The organism is Prosthecobacter sp., assembly GCF_044222565.1.
Taxonomy (GTDB): Bacteria; Verrucomicrobiota; Verrucomicrobiia; order Verrucomicrobiales; family Verrucomicrobiaceae; genus Prosthecobacter.
On record NZ_JBGANA010000025.1, the window covers coordinates 1 to 19,374 of the forward strand.

General features: G+C 60.8%; 20 protein-coding genes. 1 reads left to right on the forward strand and 19 read right to left on the reverse strand.

The window, feature by feature from the left end; translation table 11 throughout:
- The 19 genes from ACILSR_RS26845 to ACILSR_RS26935 form a co-directional block, all read right to left on the reverse strand.
- Positions 1-1,027, reverse strand: a 1,027-nt coding sequence (locus tag ACILSR_RS26845; RefSeq protein ID WP_395752899.1) for a serine/threonine-protein kinase, incomplete at its 3' end; no start/stop codon positions are given.
- 177 nt (positions 1,028-1,204) lie between these two features.
- Complete coding sequence (locus ACILSR_RS26850) at positions 1,205-2,191, reverse strand: serine/threonine protein kinase (protein ID WP_395752900.1); 987 nt, start codon at positions 2,189-2,191, stop codon at positions 1,205-1,207.
- 51 nt (positions 2,192-2,242) lie between these two features.
- On the reverse strand, positions 2,243-4,396 hold the full coding sequence (locus tag ACILSR_RS26855) for a protein phosphatase 2C domain-containing protein (protein ID WP_395752901.1): 2,154 nt from the start codon (positions 4,394-4,396) through the stop codon (positions 2,243-2,245).
- 10 nt (positions 4,397-4,406) lie between these two features.
- The gene (locus ACILSR_RS26860; RefSeq protein WP_395752902.1) at positions 4,407-6,494 is read right to left on the reverse strand and encodes a serine/threonine-protein kinase; all 2,088 of its coding nucleotides are present in this window, start codon (positions 6,492-6,494) and stop codon (positions 4,407-4,409) included.
- 15 nt (positions 6,495-6,509) lie between these two features.
- The gene (locus ACILSR_RS26865) at positions 6,510-7,727 is read right to left on the reverse strand and encodes a serine/threonine protein kinase (RefSeq protein ID WP_395752903.1); all 1,218 of its coding nucleotides are present in this window, start codon (positions 7,725-7,727) and stop codon (positions 6,510-6,512) included.
- 30 nt (positions 7,728-7,757) lie between these two features.
- A complete protein-coding gene (locus tag ACILSR_RS26870) occupies positions 7,758-9,179 on the reverse strand; it encodes a trypsin-like peptidase domain-containing protein (protein ID WP_395752904.1) in 1,422 nt (473 codons plus the stop codon).
- Positions 9,180-9,191: 12 nt separating this feature from the next.
- Entirely contained in the window at positions 9,192-10,106 is a 915-nt protein-coding gene (locus tag ACILSR_RS26875; protein WP_395752905.1) for a hypothetical protein, read from the reverse strand.
- Between the two features lie 32 nt (positions 10,107-10,138).
- Positions 10,139-10,876 carry a PP2C family protein-serine/threonine phosphatase gene (locus ACILSR_RS26880; RefSeq protein WP_395752906.1) on the reverse strand — a complete coding sequence of 246 codons (738 nt, stop codon included), beginning with the start codon at positions 10,874-10,876 and terminating at the stop codon, positions 10,139-10,141.
- Complete coding sequence (locus tag ACILSR_RS26885; RefSeq protein ID WP_395752907.1) at positions 10,873-11,496, reverse strand: FHA domain-containing protein; 624 nt, start codon at positions 11,494-11,496, stop codon at positions 10,873-10,875. The genes ACILSR_RS26880 and ACILSR_RS26885 overlap by 4 nt, the downstream gene beginning before the upstream one ends.
- A gap of 55 nt (positions 11,497-11,551) precedes the next feature.
- Positions 11,552-12,100, reverse strand: a complete 549-nt coding sequence (locus ACILSR_RS26890; RefSeq protein ID WP_395752908.1) for a hypothetical protein — start codon at positions 12,098-12,100, stop codon at positions 11,552-11,554.
- Positions 12,101-12,123: 23 nt separating this feature from the next.
- Entirely contained in the window at positions 12,124-12,900 is a 777-nt protein-coding gene (locus tag ACILSR_RS26895; protein ID WP_395752909.1) for a MotA/TolQ/ExbB proton channel family protein, read from the reverse strand.
- A gap of 45 nt (positions 12,901-12,945) precedes the next feature.
- Positions 12,946-13,317: an FHA domain-containing protein gene (locus tag ACILSR_RS26900; protein WP_395752910.1), complete on the reverse strand. Its 372-nt coding sequence runs from the start codon at positions 13,315-13,317 to the stop codon at positions 12,946-12,948.
- Between the two features lie 2 nt (positions 13,318-13,319).
- A complete protein-coding gene (locus ACILSR_RS26905; RefSeq protein WP_395752911.1) occupies positions 13,320-15,125 on the reverse strand; it encodes an FHA domain-containing protein in 1,806 nt (601 codons plus the stop codon).
- 166 nt (positions 15,126-15,291) lie between these two features.
- Positions 15,292-15,798: a hypothetical protein gene (locus ACILSR_RS26910; RefSeq protein ID WP_395752912.1), complete on the reverse strand. Its 507-nt coding sequence runs from the start codon at positions 15,796-15,798 to the stop codon at positions 15,292-15,294.
- A 257-nt stretch (positions 15,799-16,055) separates the two neighbouring features.
- On the reverse strand, positions 16,056-16,493 hold the full coding sequence (locus ACILSR_RS26915; RefSeq protein ID WP_395752913.1) for a hypothetical protein: 438 nt from the start codon (positions 16,491-16,493) through the stop codon (positions 16,056-16,058).
- 170 nt (positions 16,494-16,663) lie between these two features.
- Positions 16,664-17,080 carry a hypothetical protein gene (locus ACILSR_RS26920; protein WP_395752914.1) on the reverse strand — a complete coding sequence of 139 codons (417 nt, stop codon included), beginning with the start codon at positions 17,078-17,080 and terminating at the stop codon, positions 16,664-16,666.
- A gap of 62 nt (positions 17,081-17,142) precedes the next feature.
- On the reverse strand, positions 17,143-17,565 hold the full coding sequence (locus ACILSR_RS26925; protein ID WP_395752915.1) for a hypothetical protein: 423 nt from the start codon (positions 17,563-17,565) through the stop codon (positions 17,143-17,145).
- A 43-nt stretch (positions 17,566-17,608) separates the two neighbouring features.
- Positions 17,609-18,232 carry a hypothetical protein gene (locus ACILSR_RS26930; RefSeq protein WP_395752916.1) on the reverse strand — a complete coding sequence of 208 codons (624 nt, stop codon included), beginning with the start codon at positions 18,230-18,232 and terminating at the stop codon, positions 17,609-17,611.
- 22 nt (positions 18,233-18,254) lie between these two features.
- Positions 18,255-18,596 carry a hypothetical protein gene (locus ACILSR_RS26935; RefSeq protein WP_395752917.1) on the reverse strand — a complete coding sequence of 114 codons (342 nt, stop codon included), beginning with the start codon at positions 18,594-18,596 and terminating at the stop codon, positions 18,255-18,257.
- A 267-nt stretch (positions 18,597-18,863) separates the two neighbouring features.
- Here ACILSR_RS26935 and ACILSR_RS26940 point away from each other — a divergent pair, with 267 nt between their 5' ends.
- Entirely contained in the window at positions 18,864-19,373 is a 510-nt protein-coding gene (locus ACILSR_RS26940; RefSeq protein ID WP_395752918.1) for a hypothetical protein, read from the forward strand.
- The last annotated feature ends 1 nt before the right edge of the window (position 19,374 follow it).

Below are 19,374 nucleotides of genomic sequence, written 5' to 3' on the forward strand. Positions count from 1 at the left end.
GAATGATGCCGCCACCACCGCCGCTGCTTTTGCCATTGTCGCCATTCAAGTACACCGCTCCTCCGCCCGCAAGAGCAAGCAGAGCAACGAGGGTGGTGACGATGAGAAGAAGACGACGGCGGGGCGGCTCCGGTGGAACGGTGGTGGGATCGAGCTCGCGCAGCCATTCGGTGCAGGTCTGCCATCTTTCCTTGGCGCTCAGGCGGAGCGCCTTGTCGATCATGGCACGAAAGGCGGTGCTGTAGTGATTGAGTCCCTGCTCGCGGGCAAGCACCAGGATAGAGTCTTCGCCGTGGCGTTCGATGGCGTCTGGCGGGACTTTTCCTGTGGTGCCCTGGTAAAGCACCGCGCCCAGCGCATACAGGTCTGTCCACGCGCCCTGCCTGCCTGTCTTCTGATATTGTTCAAACGGCGCGAAGCCGTACGTCACAATCTGGCTGAGGTTTTCCGTCTTGAGCCCGGTGGACATGCGGGCATTGCCAAAGTCGATCAGAATCGGCACGGGTCCGCTGGCGTGCATCTGCATGCGGATGTTGCCGGGCTTGATGTCGCGGTGCAGGTAGCCCTGCTCATGAACAATGGAGAGCGCCTGCAGGATCTGGATCGTTAGCGCGCGCAGCGTTTTCTCGGAAGGGCGGGGAGTCTTGCGAAACCAGTCCTCAAGATCGTCGCCCTCGATAAACTCCATGACGAGGTAGGCGGTGGAGTTCGCTTCAAACTGCTCGATGACTTTGACGATGGAGGGATGGACGAGCTTGGCCAGGGTGCGCGCTTCCTTTAGGAAGCGGTCTTTGGCCCAGAGAAAAGCGCCCTCGTGGGAGGCGCTCTTGGCCACCACGGAAATCCTGTCGGGTCCACGTGCTGCAAAATCTTGGGGCAGCATTTCTTTGATCGCGACTTTGCGCTCCAGGCTGCGGTCCCAGGCCAGATAGGTGATGCCGAAGTTGCCGTACCCAATCTGGCGCTGGATCACATACTTATGGAGGCAGAAGCCTGCTGGCAAGGCATGGATGAGTTCGGAGGACATGTGTTTGTGGGCTTCCCGGAATCAGGCTGAAAACTAAACTGACGAGTGTGATCTCAGAGACTCACTGCGCGGCGGCGGCGCGTGCTGACAGTTGGATCAGAAAAAAAGTGAGGCGGCGAGTTTTCATGGCAGTGAAGCGGCGGAGATGAGGAGTGAATGGAATGGCGTGCGGAGTGGTCAGCGGCTGGAGGTGGCGGTGGCGTTGTTGGGTGAGCGTCCAAGGCCGAGCATGGCTGAGACTGCGCGCCGCAGACGCGAGGGCGTGGCTGCCAGGGTAGATGTGTGCCTATCGAGCGCACGCAGCCACTCGGCGGCGCTCTGCCAGCGGTCCTCGGCACGCGATTGCATCGCCTTTTCGATCATGGCGATGAAGGCCGGGCTGTAGCCTTTGTGGCTGGAGAGGACGGGCAGGGAAAGCGGGATATCTTCACAGGCTCTTTCGATGGCCGTGGTCGGATTCCTGCCGGTTACAGCTCGATAAAGCACACCTCCGAGGGCGTAGAGGTCCGACCACGGCCCTGGCATTTCAGAGTTCGAGCTTTGCTCGGAGGGATCATACGGCGTTGGATACCACTCGCTGTTAGGTGTGAGGAGAGTGATCTTATGTGGTCTGAAAATTGTCTTGTTGGCAAAGCCCGTCAAGACAGGCATCCCGGTGGGGTGCTCCATCAGAATGTTTTGAGGCGTGATGGCGTTGTGAAGGCTGCCTGATTGATGCCCATAGTGCAGTGCCGTGAGTAAGTTGTGCAGTATGATGCAAAGTTTCCCTTCTCCGGGGGCGCCATTTTTGCAGAGCCATTCTTCCAAGGTCGTCCCCTCGACAAACCGGCTGACCAAACAGGCCGTGCCGTTCTCTTCAACTACATCCCTGTATGACAGAATGGAGGAATGATGGAACCTGCAAAGCACACGCCCTGTTTCCAGAAATCGCTCCTTCATTCCGTCAAACCACTGTGCGTAGGCCGCTTCTTTGAGGACAATCGTTCTGCCATCTGCGGTCCGAGTGGTACACTCTAGCGGCGCCAGTTCCTTGATCGCTACCTCAAGCTTCAGCCGCGGATCGTAGGCGCGATAAGTCGTGAAAAAGTTCTGATGAGAGAGGACTCCCGTCAGCTCATACTTGCCGACGTGCCAGCCGATGGGGAGTGAGTAATTGGATTCCATGAAGTGAAGCAGGCTTCTCGGGAGTGAGCCATGCAGAGCCGAGGGAGCGGCTCAGTCAGTTATGTAGGGTTCGTCGGAGGCGCTGTTGGGGGTAGAGGGAGAGGGAGTTGGCTTGGGTGTGATTGTGTTGTCTTTAGACTCTGCCTTGGCCGCAGGCGCAGGGTTGGTTTTCGGCGCGGAAACATCTTTGGTTTCTGCACCTTTGGCATCTGCACCACCTTTGGCTTCTGCACCGCCTTTGGCTTCTGCGCCGCCTTTGGCTTCTGCGCCGCCTTTGGCTTCTGCGCCGCCTTTGGTTTCTGCACCGCCTTTGGTTTCTGCACCGCCTTTGGTTTCTGCACCGCCTTTGGTTTCTGCACCGCCTTTGGTTTCTGCACCGCCTTTGGTTTCTGCACCGCCTTTGGTTTCCTTAGGCGCACCAGGTTTGTCTGCCTCAACTGTTTTGGGCGGGCTGGCGGGAGCGTCAACGACCGCTTTATCGGGAACCGCTTCGTCCCGGGCGAGGACCAAGCGGAAGCCGATGTTGTCCATCTTCTCGGTGGCTCCCATCCTCCAAGAAATCCAGTTCTCGGAGGCTCCCTTTGCCATGATGCGGAGGTTGTGTCTTTGTTCGATGCGGTCTATCGACGACTTGTAGGAGGACCCAAAGAAAGCGAACTGATTGTCCTTGGAGGCTACCACGATCTCGGCGGCGTTTCCGACGATGTCTCTGAACGGCCAGTCTGCCACTTTGTCATTGTTGCCCGCAACAGGCTTGATCATGCCTTTGCCGTCCTCGTTCCAGTTGCCAAAACCTTCCGGCCTTTTGGGGTCTTTGCCCCAAGGGAAGTCGAAATCCTTGTTGGGACCGGAGGCGGTGGCGATCCATTCCTGGGCGGTCGGCAGTCGGAAGATCCAGGCTCCGTCACGGATTTTTTCCCGGGCGTTGAGCTTCTCGATCCATTGTGATGCATCATTGGGAGAGATGTTGCACTTGGGCAGACTGCCTGACTTGTCTCCCAAGGGAGGAGAGGCTTGCGGGTTTTCGACGGCATTCCACTGGGCTTGGGTGAGCTCAGTCTCGGCCATGTAAAAGACGCGGTCATCGAGGGAGACCGGAGAAAAGTGGATGCCTAGCCGTTTGAAAATGCCCTCGATTTCCTGTGTTTGCAACTGCGCGGGGGGGGGCTTGGCCGGAGGGTTCACTGAGAAGCTCTTGGCGAATTCTCCCACGCCAGGAGATGTCGCATTGCCGTTGGAGGCAACGCCTTCGACGCGCGAATCCTTAGTGGACTGAGGGTCCGGCGAAACTTTAGCGGGGCCGCGGGTGGTCATGTACATGACGCTGGCTGCGATGACAAGGCCAGTGGCGATGAGCGTCAGCGGCATCCAGCGCTGCATGGCCGGGGATGCGGCGGCGATGCCGGTGAGCGGGACTACGGCGGCGGCGGTCACGTTGTCTCCTTCGTGCCCATTGGCTGCGACGGCGTTTTTGATGGCTTTTGAAAGACGTGCCTCCAGGCCGCCGCTCTCGCCGCTGAGCAGGGCGGTCATGTCGCGCAGCGGAGTTCTTTCCCAGAAGCCGTCAGTGCAGAGGAGGAAGGCATCGGTGGGGCCGGTCTGTGCGGTGCCATAGGTGGGCTCGCGATAGTCTTTGGTGCCCAGGGACTGCAGCAGCCTGCCCTGGTCGGGGTGGTCTCCCATCTGAGATTCGCTGATCTCTCCCTGCTCCAGAAGAATCTGAACCACGGAGTGGTCACGCGTTCGGGAAACCAGCTCGCCATCGCGGAAGCGGTACAGGCGGGAGTCTCCTGAGTGCACCCAGTGGGCGGAGTCCGGGGTGAGATAGAGCACCACCAGGGTGGAGGCTGGGGCGCGTTTTTCGCCGGCGGAGGCGAGCTCGCAGATGCGCTCGTGGGCGGTGCGGCTCATGGCCAGGAGGTCGCGCTGCGGGTTTTGCAAAACGCCGCCGCGCTCTTTCCAGAGCTGATCCGCGGTCTTGATGACGAGGGAGGAGGCCTCCCCGCCGCTGCGGCTGCCGCCGACGCCATCGCAGACCACAAGGAGGAGGGTGCCTTTGGCGGCGTTGTGAAAGATGTGGCGGGCGTCCTGCTGCTCGCTCCGGCCGCCGATGTGGGAGGGGGGCGCGACGGCGCGCCAAGGAGGGGCGGCGGCTACCTGGGCGTCCTGGACGCGGCGAGGTCTGAAAGTTTCGGTCTTGGGCATAGAAGGTTGGCTAAGATTTGACGACGATGACGATGGCGGGTGCCGGCTCCGAGAGGTCTGGGAACACATCCACCACGGGGTTTGCTGAAATGATCTGCTGGGCGGCTTCTTCGCCGCCTGGAATGACGATGACCTGTGCGTCCGGCACGGTGGAAATTTTGGCGCGGCCGGCCGCGGTTTGGAAGAATGGGAAGCGCATGTCTTCGCCAGCATCCACATGGGCGCCGGTTTCCACATTTTCGCGGTCCTTCAGAAGGATGGCACGGATGAGGGCCGCGTTGCCGGCGGTTTTGGGTGTGCCTAGGGCCGGCCCGGGATGGTCGGCGGCGGAGAGGCGGCAGCGGTATCCTGAGGCTCTGGCAGTGACAATCCGCTGGGTAACACAGCGCTCGCGGGTGCTGGCTTTGGCGAGGACCATCTGGCGTACGACGAGCCCAAAAAACCGGCGCTGGGCATTGCCGCGGTCCGTGCGGTCGTAGCTGAAAATCTGACGCAGCACGGCAGTGTCCGTGTCCTTGTCGTAGCTGAGGCGCTTGGAACCCAGGTGGGTGAACTGACCGGGGCCGGGGGTGTACCTTGCTTCGTCTGCCTGATCTTCTTTGATGAAGTCATCGCGGGACATTTCCTTGCGGTCCCTTTCCAAGCCGCTGTCGTTGACCACGATGCTGCTGGCGTAATTCTCCGGCCGCATGGGCTGCTCGAGCTCGGCTTTGAGGAAGGCGTTCATTTCCTGGTCCAGATCCGGCGCTTCAGCGCTGGTGACGGCGGCGACGGCAGCGCGCGGCGGGGGGGCCGTGGAGGCGACGGCAGGCGGCTTGCCAGTGGACGGCTTTCCAGCGGCGGGCACGTTGTCCACGGAAGGCATCTTTCCAGGAGAAGACGCGTTTTCAACGGGAGGCGGCTGGGAGGAGGGGGGGGAGGAGTTCTTGGCGACGAGCGGTGGTGAGTGGGCAGGCACGGACTGCGACGACTGCGGCGGCGTGGCAGGGGCTGCGACCGGCGGGGACGCGGCGGGGGTATCCGGTGCGGAGGCGAAAAGGGGCCCGGCGTCCGGCGTGGTGGTGGCAGTCTTGCCACTACCGACCTCAACGGTCTGCGTGTTCTGGCTGCCCATGCGCACGGCGATCCAGGCGGCGGTGCTGGCGATGACGAGGCAGACGAAGAGCGCGAAGACGAGGGTGGCACGGGTAAGACTGCGCCGCGGCGGAGAAGGAGGGGGCTTTCCAAACAGAATGCTACGCCAATGCGCGATGCTCTGCGGGCGATGGGCGGCCTTGAGGGCCATGCCCATGTCGATGCCGCGCAGCAGCGAGCTGGAGTATTTGCGACGGTAGCGCAGGGACAAGGGGACGTAGGTTTCCTTGGAAATCCGGTCGGTGGCCTTGGGCGGATCCTGCCGGGTGATGGCCTGCACCAGAGTGGCGGCCACGGCGTAGATGTCCGAGGCTGGGGTGATGGGCTCGGTGGACGAGTACTGCTCCAGGGGGGAGTAGCCGTCGGTCCTGAAGTTGAAGGTGGACTTGCCCCGGGTTTTTCCCTCGGGACGGGCTGCGCCGAAGTCCAGCAGCACAATGGTGTTTTGACGGGTGAGATAGATATTCTGGGGCTTGATGTCCCGGTGCTGCATGCCGCGGGCGTGCACTTCTTCCAGGCCGTGGAGAATCTGGCCTAGCAGGGGCAGGAGCTCGGCCTGGGTGGGCCGGTGGCCCAGATCCCGAAAGTACTGACCGAGGGTGCGCCCTTCCACATACTGCATGACGATGTAGGCGGTGTTGTTGGTCTCAATGGTGGTGACCACGGAAACAATGTTGGGATGGCGGAAACGGGCCAGGTGGCGGGCTTCGCGGGTGAAGCTCTGCCGTAGGCATTTCCACTCCACGAGCAGGGACGCCTCGCTGGAAATGGGGTGGACCGCCACGCCCTGGCGAATGACATGCTCGTGGGGGAAGAGCTCTTTGACAGCGACGTTTCTTCCCAGCTCCGTGTCCCATGCCAGATAGGTGAAGGCGAATCCCCCTTTCCCTAGCAGCCTCTCAATACGGAAGTGCTGGATCATTGATCCAGGAGGCAAAGCGTAGTGATGGGTGGGCGGCGGCATGATCGCGGACGGAGGCTAGTGAGCCATAAAGCTCAGGATCAGGTAGAGGACGCCCCAGATGGCCAGGAGGCTGGAAACAGCGATGAAGACCAGCTTGGCGGTGGAGGCACGCGGGGTGCCGTCCCAGTTGGTGTTCAACGTGTGCTCGGGTGCTTCGATGGGGGACAGGGGTACGTGCTGAGTATTCTGCGGGTCTCCAAATGGAGAGGAGGGCATCATGCTCTGAGGCGGGGACGGCGGGGGCGGAGGCAATGGCGGCGGCACAGGCGGCGGCAGCGGCGGTGGCACGGAGGGACAACGCTTTTCGGTGCGCGGCCGGGAGCTGGGGGGCGCGGCGGGCAGGTGGGGACGCCAGGACTCGATGTTCTGGGGCCGCCGCCTAGCCATGGGTATGAGGGCAGTATCAATGGCCCGGCGCAGTTTTGCGGAGTAGGCGCCCAGCTCCTTTTTCCCTGCCAGCGGCTCGTACTTGTCCCCCCCATCTCCCAGGCGGTCGATGGCCTCCGGGGGCGGCGCGCCGACGATGGCGCGATGCAGCACGGCGCCGAGCGCATAGATGTCGGTGTAGGGGCCCTGGTTGTGGGTGTTGCTGTACTGCTCAAAAGGGGCGTAGCAGCGGGTGAGAATGGCGCTCATTGGGCGGCTGCGGCTGGCGATGAGCTGGCGCGCGGCGCCGAAGTCGATGAGCATGGGCTGCCCGGTCTCGGCCAGCATGATGATATTCTCCGGCTTGATGTCACGGTGCAGGTAGCCATGTTTGTGAACGGTGTCGAGGCCGTCGAGCAGAGGATAGAGCAGCTCCAGCAGCTGGCTTTCAGGCAGCAGCGAGCCGCCGCGCTGCACCAGAAAGTTTTCGAGAGTCATGCCACTGGCGTAGGGCATGACGTAGTAGCTGGTGTTGTTGGCATTGAAGAGGTCCAGGATCTCGACCACGTTGGGGTGTTTGACCTTGTGCAGGATGGTTGCCTCACGCAGGAAGTCCTTCTGGCAGTGCCTGAAACCCTCACGCAGACTGCTGGAGAGCGGCACGATCTCCTGAGTGGGGCTGGAGCGGGTGGCGAAATCTCCTGGCAGGAGCTCCTTGATGACGCATGGGAGGTTGTAGCGATGCGAGTGGGCCAGGTAGGTGACGCCAAAGTTCCCCACTCCCAGGGTACGTTTGATCTCATAATGCTCCAGCCTGGCACCGCAGGGCAGGGCCATCGGGAACTGGGAGTCATTTTCCAGGCTCATAACAGGTGGGTCAGGGGTGAAGATTGAGAGCTAGAAGCGCCGGCGGAGTGTGGCGGAGAGCTCGCCGAACTCGAGGCGGTCCCCTTCCCTGAGGACCTGATCTTTGAAGGGTGTGGCCAGGCGCACGCCGCCCACCTTGGTGCCGTTGGAGGAGTTGCGGTCCGCCACGGTGAGGGATCCGTTGCTGTGAGAGAAGTGCATCTGCTGCCGGGACACACTGTCATGCCGGAGAGGAAGGCCGCAGAAGTCGGCGTTGCGGCCCACGATGATGCGCCCGCGGCCTTTGATGAAGTCCGCTTCAGTGAGCGTGAGCTGCTGGCTGAACCCATTGGGCCCGGAGATGTCCAGCTCCCAAGACAGGCCGCTTGGGGGTTCCGGAGCAGGAGGGGCCATCTGCTGCTCTCTTTTTCCCATCCAGATGCCGATACGTTCTTCGAAAACCTTTGTGGGCATGCTCGTCACCGGGCGATTGCGTGAGCGGAGTGCAAAAAATATCAGCATACCGATGCCTACCAGCAGGGCTGCCGCCGCCAGTGCGACCATCGCCTTTTGGGGAGGCGTGAAAAAGGGCAGTTTGGAAACATCAAGCTCCACCTTTGCAAAAGGCACGCTGTGATCGGCGAGGAAAGCCGAAAGCTCCTTGGAGGAAATGGCGAACTGGATCTGATGAACATCATCGTGCCTTCCCTGGCCGACGACACCGACGACATAACCGGCCTTGTCGAGCAGCGGACCTCCGCTGTTGCCAGGAGCGATGTCCACATTGAACTCGACAGTTTCGACATTACGCCCCTGGAGTTGTGACTCCTGCCCGTTGTCATCCACCTGGAGGAGGGGCCTGCGCGCGATCCGGCGCACTCCGCCGGGGGGGGCGACTGAAGGAGCCGCGAACAGAGCCAAAGACGTATGGTCCTGCATGTCCTGGGTGATGTCCACCCCCTGGGACTTCAGCTCTGGCCGGCTGGCCTTGTTGAGCAGGATGTTGCCGAGCCCCTCGGAGCTGGTGTCTGCAATGGCGGGAAATCCCACAGAGGAGACGATTACATTGCCGCTGATGTCAGGATTTGGAAGCGCAAGATTCAGAGTGAGAGGCGTGCCTTTGATGCCTGAACTCAGCACGGCAAGGTCCGCCTCCGGCATCACTTTCAGAGGCGTGGCCACGTGCAGACGAGTGCGTTCTTTGATGCGATGAAAAACAAAAATGATTTCGGCGCCTGCAACCACGTGATTGTTGGTCACGAGGTCGCCGCGGTCATTCACGATGAAGCCAGAACCGACACGCACGAACTTGGGCTCGGCCTTGCGGATGCAGAGAAATCTCACGCAGGAGTCTTTGATCTGCGCTGTCTGGTCCACGCGATCCTCAAAGTTGCAGCTGCTGACCGGCAGCAGCAAGGCCAGAAGGCACCACTTGAAGGCGGAGATTCGGGATGGGATGTAGTTCTTGCTCATAGAAGAAGAGGTTTAGAGGTTGGGCATTCCGAGGAACTGGCCTTTGTTTTCGCGGGCGAGCTGCATGAGAAAGTTCACGCAGAACGGGGAGGCGTTGTAGTCGCCTACAGCAATGCAGTGGATCTCCTTGCCGCCACTGTTGCGGCGCTGGATGTCTGCGGCGATCTCGAGGCACACGGCCTCTCCCTGGCGAGTGCCGTCGCTGGGTGCTCCGTCCGTGACGAGGAAGACGGCTTCGGTGTCATAGGAGAGCGCCTTGCGCAGGGCGGGACCGGTGGGGGTGCCGCCTTCGACGGACTGCAGCATGGTCTGCACGTAGCGCTTGGCGGTGAGCTTGGAGGCATCGTTTAGGATGATGGGGCCGCCGGGCAGATCTGGCAGATCGATCCGGGTGCCATCGGGCGAGTGGAAGCCGATGATCTGCAGTCGCTGGCCGGGCTTCATGCCGTCAATGATCGTGTCGCAGACGTGCTGGACCACCGGGCGGTGGTCCTTGGCGTTGGTCACGTTCTTGTAGTTGTAGATGCTGCCTGAGAGATCGACGAGGAGGGTGAGGGACTTGGCGCGTGTGACGATGCCAAACAGGGCGAGCATGGAGTTTTTCTCCGCCTGATCCTGCACCTGGCCAATCTCTGTCTTGAGTTTCTCCGCCTGCTTGCGGGCTGCATCCGCCTGCTTGCGGGCTGCATCCGCCTGCTTGCGGGCTTCTTCAGCCTGCTTGCGGGCCTCCTCGGCCTTCTGGGTGGCCTCGGCGAGTTTTCGCTCCAGCGCACTTGTGTCCGGCGGCGGGGGGACGGGCTGAGCCTCCTTGCGCCCGAAGTAGGGTATGAGGATTATGGAGATGACCATGAAGGCGCCCATGGCCGAGCAGAAGAGGTCAATGGCGGCCAGGCTGAAGATGGTAAACTCGCGTTTGGGACGGCGCATGGGCGGTGGGACGGTGGTGTGTGTGAAGAGGTTCAGGACTCCACTGCTGGCGCGGGATGCTTGATGACAGTTATCGTCAAATTATCCTGGCTGGATTTTCGTTCGGCCTCGACGGCCTGGATCAACTTCTCCGCCAGCTCCCCTGCGGAGAGGTCCGCGTGGATCATGATTTTGTTCACAATCGAAGAGAGTGGGATGCTGTTGATGCCGTCGCTGGCGCAGACGACCACATCTCCCGGCACAAGCCGGAGCGTTTTTTCCGGGGCGTCTATCAAGGGGACCCTGCCACCGACGAGGGCGGAGGTCAGCGCGGCAGAGTCATCGGACCCGGTGCTCACAGGCTGGACGACGTGCTCTTCATTGAGCCGCTGGAGGACACCGCCGCGGCAGAGGAAGAGGGGCGAGTCTCCGACGCTGATCCAGTGCAGTTCCTCCCGGTGGAGGAGGACGCCAACGAAAGTGGTGCCCATCTCGGCGAAGGCGCCGCCACGGCGGGCGGTCTCCTGGCCGATCTCGGCATTGGCCTGCTGAAGCGCGTCCAGCATGCCGGAGCGGATGCCCGCGGGGCGCGGATCAAAACGGCGCAGGAAGATGTCCACGGCGAGGGCGCTGGCGACTTCACCGCGTTCGTGGCCGCCCATGCCGTCCGCGAGGGCTAGGAGGAGGGCGGCATTATTGCCGGAGCCGAGGAGGCAGAAACCGTAGCAGTCCTCCTGCTTTTCCCGCACCCCCTGGCTCTGCCGTCCGGCAAATGTGATTTCGGGGCTCATGCCTTCTTTTTCTCGCCGATAAGGGTGAGGGATTCCGCGGTCTCCCAGTCGAAGTCCTCTTCGCAGAAGGGGACGAAGCGCAGCAGGGTGGAGCCGATCTGGATGAGGTCACCCTTCTTCAGAACGACGGCACCGGCGTCGATCTCCTCGCCATTGACGGCGGTGGGATTGATGCCGTCCACGTGGGCGATGCGGAAGCTGCGCTTGGCCGCGCTGTAAGTGATCTGAGCGTGCTTGAGGCGGCTGACGCCTGGGTCATTGAAGTCGAGGATGATGCGGTTTTCAGTGCCGCTGCCGATCTGATTGACCCCATAGCCAATCTTGAGTGACATGCCTTTGCCGGGGCCGCGGACAACGACCAGCCAGCCGGCGACGGGGCTGTTCAGGGCATCGGTGGCCTCCTGGCTCATGGGGGTGGGGGCGGCGGAGATGCCGGTGTCAAGGCCGGGGATGCCGATGATGACGGTGCGCTTGGGTTTGTCCGGCGCGGGCACGGGAGGAGGGGCGGCGGCGGGTTCCGGGTTCACCATGCGGGTTTGGTCGTCGGGAGGAGGAGGGGTTCCCCAGGCGAATTCGCTGCGGTCAAGGACGACGGTTTTTTTGTAGTCTGTGTTGCTCATGTCTTTGTTGTGTTTTTGGTTTTGCTAAAAAAGTGGAGGAAAAAAGGGCGGCGCCTCAGCCCTGGCTGGCGCCGCATGCCGCAAGGTGCGACTGCAAGCCGCCGATGAGCTCGTGCTCAGCGCCTTTGCCACGGAGCCAGTTGAGGGCGATGGCGCGGTCCTTGATGCGTGTATGCAGGATCAGAGTGCGCTGGCGGTTGTAAGTCCGCAGGCTCAGGCCGGTGATCTGCGAATAAGGAAGCAGGAAAGGACGCTTCACGGGGAAGCCGGCGGGAAAGGTGATGGCGTCCTTCTGGAGGATGACATCCGGAATCCCATAGGCCAAGGCAGAGACCATGGTGAGCACCGCGATCACGACAAAGGCGCCCGAAGCCAGTGCAATCAGCCAGTAGAAATTCGTCGCGCCGGCGGGGCCGAGGTGAATGATGCCGTTGATGATCAGCCCGCGGGTGTTGTACATGGCCTCATGGCCCATGAAGGCCGCCCCGACGCCGAAGAGCAGCAGGGCAAGAATGAGGGCGATGTAAGGCGGGCGGCAGGGGAAGGCTTGCTGAGGCAGATCCCCCCATCGTATTTCATCTGATTTGGTGTAATTTTCTGGCATGACCGTTCAGGGTGTGGGGTGAATCAGGACTGGGACTGCTGGCCGGCGTGCAGGCGGTTGATGAGGTTGTCCACGCAGTACTGGCCGGACTTGTTGAGCGTCTCCTCCTCGCGTCCCTGAATGATGTGCATGGCAAGGAGAAGGACCGCAGCCATGATGAGGCCGAGAAGGGTGGTGTCGAATGCGACGGCTAGGGACTTCGTCACGGTGCTGAGCAGCTTCGGGTCCGTGGGCGCTGTGAGGCCGACCACATCAAGCGCGTCGCCGATGCCCTTGACGGTGCCGATGAAGCCGAGGCTGGGAATGAGCCACATGAGGTAACGGATCATGTTGTAGCCGATGTCCACCTCATGCATGAAGAGGTCGAGGCTTGTGTTGAGCAGGCTGTGCGCCTGATCAGTGGCCCTGGAGGACTGAAACATCAGCGTGATGCGCTGGATCAGGCGTGGCAGGAAGAAGCCCTGGCTGGCCGCGTGCGCGGTCTTTTGGTAAACCGTGCCGATGTTCCGGGGCGTGAGCATGGGGGCGTTCACATCTTCGGAGAGGTAACCCAGCCTGAGCTGCCGACCTTCGCGCACAGACACGAACAGGCGCAGGAGGATCTCCCCGAAGCCGAGGAAGAAGACAACCCACATGATGTTTTGCACCGTGAGAGGATAGGTGGTGGCGTTCCGATCCATCAGCATCCGGGCGTAGTAGCCCTGGGAATCAAGGCCGTAGTGCAGGAGGACCAGCAGGAGCATGGAGCAGATCACCATGCTGATGGCAATGACCAGGCGAAGGGTGGTGGCGGATTTCATTTGGGGAGTGTGCTGGAGTATTTTTGGGCGGGTAAGCGGCCGGTTTCAGCGGTATTCCACCTGGCCGTTCTCCGGATTGCGGTAGGGCTGCAGGCTGGTTTTGGCGGGCTGCGAGGGGGGCGGGCCTTTGATGACGGGCGGCTGGCGCCGGGGGAGCTTTCTGAGGAGGTCCTTCATCTGCACGGTGGTGGAGCCAAAGCGGACGGCGTCGTCGGAATTCACCACTTCCTGCTTGATGCGCTCCCAGCGGCCCTGGCGCTGGACGAAGGTGCCATTGGAGCTGCCGCAGTCCACGAGGTAGAAATTCCGGCCGTCCGCGCTGACGGTGAGTTCCGCGTGCAGCTTGCTGACACTCTGCTCCGCGTCATTGAAGATGAGGTCGGCGTTCGCCCGCCCGATTGTGAAGATTTCGATCATGTTCAGTCCTCCGTGGTTTTGCTGACGAGTTTCAGGCGCACTTTGCCCAGTTCGATTTTGTCTCCGTCTTTGAGCACGCTGTGCTCGACGGGCTTGCCATTGACGCGAGTCTGATTGGCGGAGCGCAGATCGGTGATCTCCAGGCTGCGGTCGCTGCGGCGGTGAATGTTGGCGTGGTTGACGGAGACACTGTCATCAAGAAAGCGCAGGCTGCTGTCTGAGCTGCGGCCGATGGTGAAGTTCCCGTGGGTGATTTCATGACGGGCCACCATCTGGTTGGACTGGTCGTACTCCTCCAGCCAGCCGATCACGAGGCGGGTCTCCGCGGGGAAGTCTGGGACGGTCGGAGGGATGGGGCCGCCAAAGTCATCGACGTTAACGCCGAGGGTGGGGCCGCCGTTGACACCCAGAGTGTCGAAGCCGCTGTTTATATCGATCTGTTTAGGACCTGCCGTGACGGCCTTGTAGCCCACGAAGATGAGCAGGCCGAGGAGGAGCACGCCGCCACCAATGATTACCGGGAGCTTCCAGGCCGGTTCTTCGGGCTTCTTTTCTTCTCCCTTGGGTCGGATCGAGTCCGAGGACGAGGCCCAGGCGCTGCCGGATTTGTCCTGCGCAAAGGTGCGGAAGAAATAGTCTTTGCCGGGCTGCAAGTTTGAAACAGTGGCGGTGTAGCTGCCGCCCTGTGCCACGAGTTCGACGTGGGATTCCCAGGCGGTGCTGCTGGTGCCGCCATCAACGGTGCCGTAGTAAGCGGTGACGGTCACGGGATTCGCGGAGGAGGAGACGTTCGCGCCCAGGGTGGCGCCGGTCGGGGTGACGTTGGCCGGGGGCTGGTTGGTGACTGAGAGAGAAGCGGGTGCGGGCGGTGGCGGTTCCTTGCCGAGCACGTCAATGTTCTGTTCGATCTTGAGCTTTTTGCCGTTATTCAGGTCCAGGTTGACCACGAGCGGCTGCTTGCCACGGGGGGCGTCTTTCAAGTCCAGCGTGACGTTGACCCACCCTTTCAAGCGGCCATAGAGATCCAGGTTGGCGCTATCCGCCTGCGCATTGACGGGGCCGATCACCGGGGTGAATCCACCGGCAGTATCCTTGGCGACGTTCCGCAGTTCCTGCCAGGCGGCGATGCCTTTGTCGTCTTTGCTGAAGCTGATCACATGAATGGAGATGGCCTCCTTGTTCGCGGCGGCGATGAGGGCGTTGGCGGTGTTGCGGGTTTTGTCCGTGTCTGTCGATATGCCGGAGGAGAGGATGTAGAGCACTTTTTTACCGGTGCCGGGCTGGGCCTTGAACTGCTCCAGAGCCTCGAGCGCGCAGCGGTAGATCTCGGAGGTTGCTTCGTTCTGTTTGCCGGCACTGTCCAGGATGAGGTCCCGGGCGCTCTGAGTGGGTAGGTCGAAGTCGAGGTTCTTGTAATTGCTGCCGATGGTGCCAACGCCGACCTGGAAGAGCGTCTGGGATTTGCCGTCTGCAAGGAGGCTGTTGGTGAGGCGTTTCACAGTAGTGCATGCCTCCGTGGCGAAGCCTCCGTTCTTCGGCCCGCTGACATCGATGAGGTAGTAGATGGAGGTTTTCCCTTCGGTAGCGGGTTTGATGGTGACGGGAGCCTCCTTGCCGCCGACAGTCGCCTGCGATTTGGTGATTTCGGCGATGTCGGTGAGGCGCAGGCCGAAGCGGGCTTCGGCGGGCGAGGCCGAGACTTCGATTTTGTCCCTGTCGATAATGTAGTCCGCGCCGGCGGAGTGGCTGGCCAGGAGCGCCGTGGCGAGGAGCGCCGTCAGTGATTGACTCAGGAATGAGTTTTTCATGGGAGGGGTGCGATGTTCGGTGTTGAGATGATGATTGAGTGAGTGATTCTTCTCTTTTCCTGCGCTGCGGGCTGGGCCGCTGACAGATGAGGCGCAATTTTTTTATTTTTCTGCGGGCGCGGGGTTCTGCCCTGCGGGCCGGTCATGAAATCCATAGGTGATCCTTCTATTTGAAGACCCATCGGCCCTTCTCTTTCCGCCCCTCGTAGATGTCGCCTCTGCCAAATGTGGGGCCGTAATGCTCGCCTACTTCCACGCTCACCTGGTTTCGGCCCTGCTTCCGGACCTTGTCGAAGCTGGCGCAGAAGTAGTAGCTGCCGCAGAGGGTCCGGAACTCATTATACCAGTCCTTGAACCGTTCACCTCCCAGCATGGAGCGGGGTCTCACAGCCAGAGCGGCGCGGGTGGGGCGGTGCAGGAAAGCGGCGGCCGGGTCCTGGCCTTCGCAGCTCAGAAAGCAGAAATGCTGCAGCCTGGAACCCCTGTGAGGATCGAGGGCATTCTGCCAGAAGAGCTGCGCAAACGGGGCTTCGGCAATTTCCTGATATGCCCGGGAACCGGGAGCGAGGCTGCGGCCCTTTGCATTGGGCAGGGGGAAGAAATGGCATAGAAGTGCATAGAACAGAAAAGAAGATCCACCTACGATGAGGCAGTTTTGCAGCCATGTGGGCATTAATGTGTACATTTCTTGACGTTTTGCAGGGAAAATCGCCGCGATCTTAGTGAGTCGTCAAGATTCGGCAATAGTGTTTTATTTATTGTGCAGGCGTAGTGCCAAGTTTAAAACATGCCCCCATGTACACAGTGAAGTACGCATTATTTCTTGGAGCTCTGTGGGGCTGCTGACAGCAAACTCCTAAGATATTGTCATTCGTGCCCCCCTTTGCGCTGAGAATGAAGCGCGGGTGTTTTTTGCGGCCCTTTCTCCCTTCAATCCCAGTCGATGTCCAGCGGCTCCGAGGTGTCCGGGCCGGACCAGTTTTTTGAATCTCCCATGCGTTCCATCAGGGCGATCATCCGGGGGCGTCCACCGCAGATGACGAAAAAGAGGCTCATGGCTGCGACGATGAAAACGGGGATGGTGGAAATGTGCATTCTGCCAGCGTTCCAGTCGTCCACCAAAAGACTGACCAACGGCCAAAGAAAAGCCAGTGCGCCGAGGCGTGCGATGAGTGAGAGCTTTGACGGCCGCAGGAGGGCGATGCCCATGCCGAGAAACGCCGCTCCCAGGCTAAGAGCCCCAAAATTCCAGTCGGCACCCTTCCAAAAGGTGTTCCGCTCGTGCCAAAAAATGACGAGTCCCAGCGCCATCAACATGATCTGGAATGGCGACCAGCGGAGTTTTTGAGTGTCGTTTTTCTTGTCCATGATGAGCCGTGGCAGTGGTTGAGAGGTTGGTTGAGTGAGAGGTGACGAAGTTGTTTTCATCAGGCATGGCATGGCATGGACTTCTTTGTGGCCGAGCCAGCCGCTGGGGCGGGCCCAGGCTTTTCTCTGCTGGCAGATGCCCTGTGTTTTTTGCGGCTTTTTTTCCTGCTTCAGTCCCAATCGTCGAAGTCACAGCTTTCTGAGTCCCCCATACTTTCCAGCAAGGCGATCATCTTTGGATGGCTGCCCCAGATGATGAAGATGAGGCTCACCCCTGTGAAGATGACAAACGGCACGCAGAAGAGGCGCTCCGTCCTGCCGAGCTGCCATTCCTCGTAGTTGAACCATAGCAGCGATGCGAGAAACCCCAGGGCTCCTAGGCGCGCAAAGAACGAGAGTTTTGCAGGCCGGAGCAGGGCGAGACCCACTCCGAGGGACCCAGAGCACATGCCGAGAATCATGAGATCGCAGCTTTCGTGGTTCCAGGCGGCGACGCCTTCCCACGCTAGACCCACGATCCCGAATAGGATCAATGCCATCTCTGAGATCGGCCAGCGGAGTTTTTGGGTGTCATTGTGCTTGTCCATGATGAGCTGTGGGTAAGAAGTTGGTTGAGTGGGAGGTGGCGGGGGTGGTGCCGAGGCGGCCTTCAGTCCCAGTCGTCGAAGTCCCAGGAGTCCCAGCTTTCTGCCCCACCCATGCCTTCCAGAAGGGCGATTATCTTGGGGTGTCCGCCCCAAATGATGAAGATGAGGCTCACCCCTCCGACGATGGAAAAGGGGATGTAGGGAATGTCTGTACTGCCGGTCTTCCAGCCCTCAATGCAGGACCAGACCAGGGTGGAAAAAAAGGCCAGCACGCCAAGGCGCCCGAGGAACAAGAGCTTGGATGGCCGGAGCAGGGTGAGACCCATGCTGAGAAACGCCGCGCCCGTGCCGAGAGCCAGAAGATTGCAGTGATCCTGCTTCCAAACGGCGCCTCCCTCCTTCCAAAGCATGATGCACCCGCTCACCGTGAAAAAGATCTGCATCGTTGACCAATGGAGTTTCTTGGAGTCATTCTGCTTTTTCATGAAGAGGCTGCGGGTGAGGGTGGAAGGAGGCAGGGCGGGAGGCTCAAGGAATCATGGAGCCAAGGCGGCCGAGGATGCGGCGCAGGTGGTTGGTGGGCGCCACGCCGAGCATGCGGTCGATCTCAAACTCCGCCGCGCTGAGACGGCGTGCTTCCTGGATGAGAGGGCGCATGATCTCGGCTGCGGCGGCCTCGCCGCTGCCACGTGAGTACATCTCGTTGCCGAGGCGGCCGATCAGCTCGCCGAGGGCGCCGCCGAAGGCCTGGGACAGACCGTCGTCTTGGGACATGCCCCGGCCTATCGTTTTGCCAGCCCAGCCGCTGGGACGGGCCCAAGCTTTACCCTGCTGGTAGGCTTCATCGTAGGCTGCACCGGCACGGATGCGGTAGGATGGATAGGAAGCCGTCCATTGCCTCACGGCGTTGATATGAGCCGCGATGCGGGCGTCCGCTCCGTAGGCCGGCAGGGCAGTGAGCTCTGCATTCAGATTTCTGACAACGGCGATGGAGTCACTGGTGCTGTAGGAGAAGGGGCTGGCATGGAGGTAGCGCCGCCAGGTTTGCTGATTGCCATCAGCAAAGGACGGGCCGACTCCCGTGCACTGGGTGAGCGAAAAGGCCAGAAGAACGGCGCAAAACATTTGATTGAATGTGTGAGTGAGATTCATGGCGCAAGGAATGAAAGTGCGGTTATCGACCTGAGCTGACCTGCCTCAGGCGATCATTTGCCACCTGACGCTCGTTCTGATCCGCCGAGCGTATCGTGCGTTCCTGAATCATCTGCCCCCCGATGGCCCCAACCCCTGCACCGATGATGGCGCCCTGAAGGCCATGCCCCCCCTTTTGATGGCCAAGAATTCCACCGCTGATTCCGCCCAGGACTGTGAGGCCAGTTTTCATCGTCCCATTGTGGGCGGCCTTGTTTCTGTCAAACTCGGTGCAGGAGGTGAGAATCAGAGCCGGCAGCAGAGCTGCCGAGAGCAGGACCGTGCCGATGTGTTTTTTTGGATGTTCGTGTGTGATGATTTTCATGAGTCTGTGTTGAGTGGCAACACAGACCCACTGCTTGCAATTCTGCGCTGCTGACAGCTGGCCCGCTTTTTTGTGAAAATTTTTAGCCTATTCGACCAGAGCTGCCGCGAACGATTTTGCCTGACATGTGCTGCCAATCTCAAACGAAGCTTGTTGCCGCAGGTCGAAGCCAACAGGCCAAGGTGGCCTTAAGTGCTAAGGCGCAAATCTGACCGGGGCTAGGAGGGGCTGGAACGTTGTGGACGTTGTGGGCCCATCTCGTTTGAAGTGCCCGAGCGCTTCTGGCATTGCCTGCACAGCACGCACGACCGCAGCGCCGGCGAGAGCGGGCTTTTCAGGCAGGGAAATGAGCACAAGTTCCGCGCCGAGTCCGGTCTGCAACAGCGCCTCGAAGACGAGGCGGAGCTGCTGGGCTTCACCGTCTCCGGCCATCCTCTGGACAGCTTTCCACAGATGGACTGGCGCACCTACCGCCCGATCTCGGAACTTCACCACTACCACAACCAGCGAGTGACCATCTGCGGCCTGATCATCATGAGCCGCTCCCACATTCAGCAGAACGGCCAGCCAATGAAGATCATTTTCATCTGCAACCGCACGGGCATCGTGGAATGTGAAATCTTCGCCGCAGCATACCGCGCCTATGGCCTCAACACCGTGCGGCATCCTGTGGTGCAGGTGACAGGCGATGTGAAGCCCTGCGACAACGGCCAAGGATTCACGCTGGGCGTGCGGCGGGTGGTGGAGCCGAGGATTTTTCCCGTAGGTAGAAAATGAT

What these genes read in the sequence shown, in the direction of transcription:
- ACILSR_RS26850 (WP_395752900.1), bottom strand. Translation starts at nt 2,191, where the DNA reads ATGGAATCCAATTACTCACTCCCCATCGGCTGGCACGTCGGCAAGTAT.
- ACILSR_RS26855 (WP_395752901.1), bottom strand. Translation starts at nt 4,396, where the DNA reads ATGCCCAAGACCGAAACTTTCAGACCTCGCCGCGTCCAGGACGCCCAG.
- ACILSR_RS26860 (WP_395752902.1), bottom strand. Translation starts at nt 6,494, where the DNA reads ATGCCGCCGCCCACCCATCACTACGCTTTGCCTCCTGGATCAATGATC.
- ACILSR_RS26865 (WP_395752903.1), bottom strand. Translation starts at nt 7,727, where the DNA reads ATGAGCCTGGAAAATGACTCCCAGTTCCCGATGGCCCTGCCCTGCGGT.
- ACILSR_RS26870 (WP_395752904.1), bottom strand. Translation starts at nt 9,179, where the DNA reads ATGAGCAAGAACTACATCCCATCCCGAATCTCCGCCTTCAAGTGGTGC.
- ACILSR_RS26875 (WP_395752905.1), bottom strand. Translation starts at nt 10,106, where the DNA reads ATGCGCCGTCCCAAACGCGAGTTTACCATCTTCAGCCTGGCCGCCATT.
- ACILSR_RS26880 (WP_395752906.1), bottom strand. Translation starts at nt 10,876, where the DNA reads ATGAGCCCCGAAATCACATTTGCCGGACGGCAGAGCCAGGGGGTGCGG.
- ACILSR_RS26885 (WP_395752907.1), bottom strand. Translation starts at nt 11,496, where the DNA reads ATGAGCAACACAGACTACAAAAAAACCGTCGTCCTTGACCGCAGCGAA.
- ACILSR_RS26890 (WP_395752908.1), bottom strand. Translation starts at nt 12,100, where the DNA reads ATGCCAGAAAATTACACCAAATCAGATGAAATACGATGGGGGGATCTG.
- ACILSR_RS26895 (WP_395752909.1), bottom strand. Translation starts at nt 12,900, where the DNA reads ATGAAATCCGCCACCACCCTTCGCCTGGTCATTGCCATCAGCATGGTG.
- ACILSR_RS26900 (WP_395752910.1), bottom strand. Translation starts at nt 13,317, where the DNA reads ATGATCGAAATCTTCACAATCGGGCGGGCGAACGCCGACCTCATCTTC.
- ACILSR_RS26905 (WP_395752911.1), bottom strand. Translation starts at nt 15,125, where the DNA reads ATGAAAAACTCATTCCTGAGTCAATCACTGACGGCGCTCCTCGCCACG.
- ACILSR_RS26910 (WP_395752912.1), bottom strand. Translation starts at nt 15,798, where the DNA reads ATGCCCACATGGCTGCAAAACTGCCTCATCGTAGGTGGATCTTCTTTT.
- ACILSR_RS26915 (WP_395752913.1), bottom strand. Translation starts at nt 16,493, where the DNA reads ATGGACAAGAAAAACGACACTCAAAAACTCCGCTGGTCGCCATTCCAG.
- ACILSR_RS26920 (WP_395752914.1), bottom strand. Translation starts at nt 17,080, where the DNA reads ATGGACAAGCACAATGACACCCAAAAACTCCGCTGGCCGATCTCAGAG.
- ACILSR_RS26925 (WP_395752915.1), bottom strand. Translation starts at nt 17,565, where the DNA reads ATGAAAAAGCAGAATGACTCCAAGAAACTCCATTGGTCAACGATGCAG.
- ACILSR_RS26930 (WP_395752916.1), bottom strand. Translation starts at nt 18,232, where the DNA reads ATGAATCTCACTCACACATTCAATCAAATGTTTTGCGCCGTTCTTCTG.
- ACILSR_RS26935 (WP_395752917.1), bottom strand. Translation starts at nt 18,596, where the DNA reads ATGAAAATCATCACACACGAACATCCAAAAAAACACATCGGCACGGTC.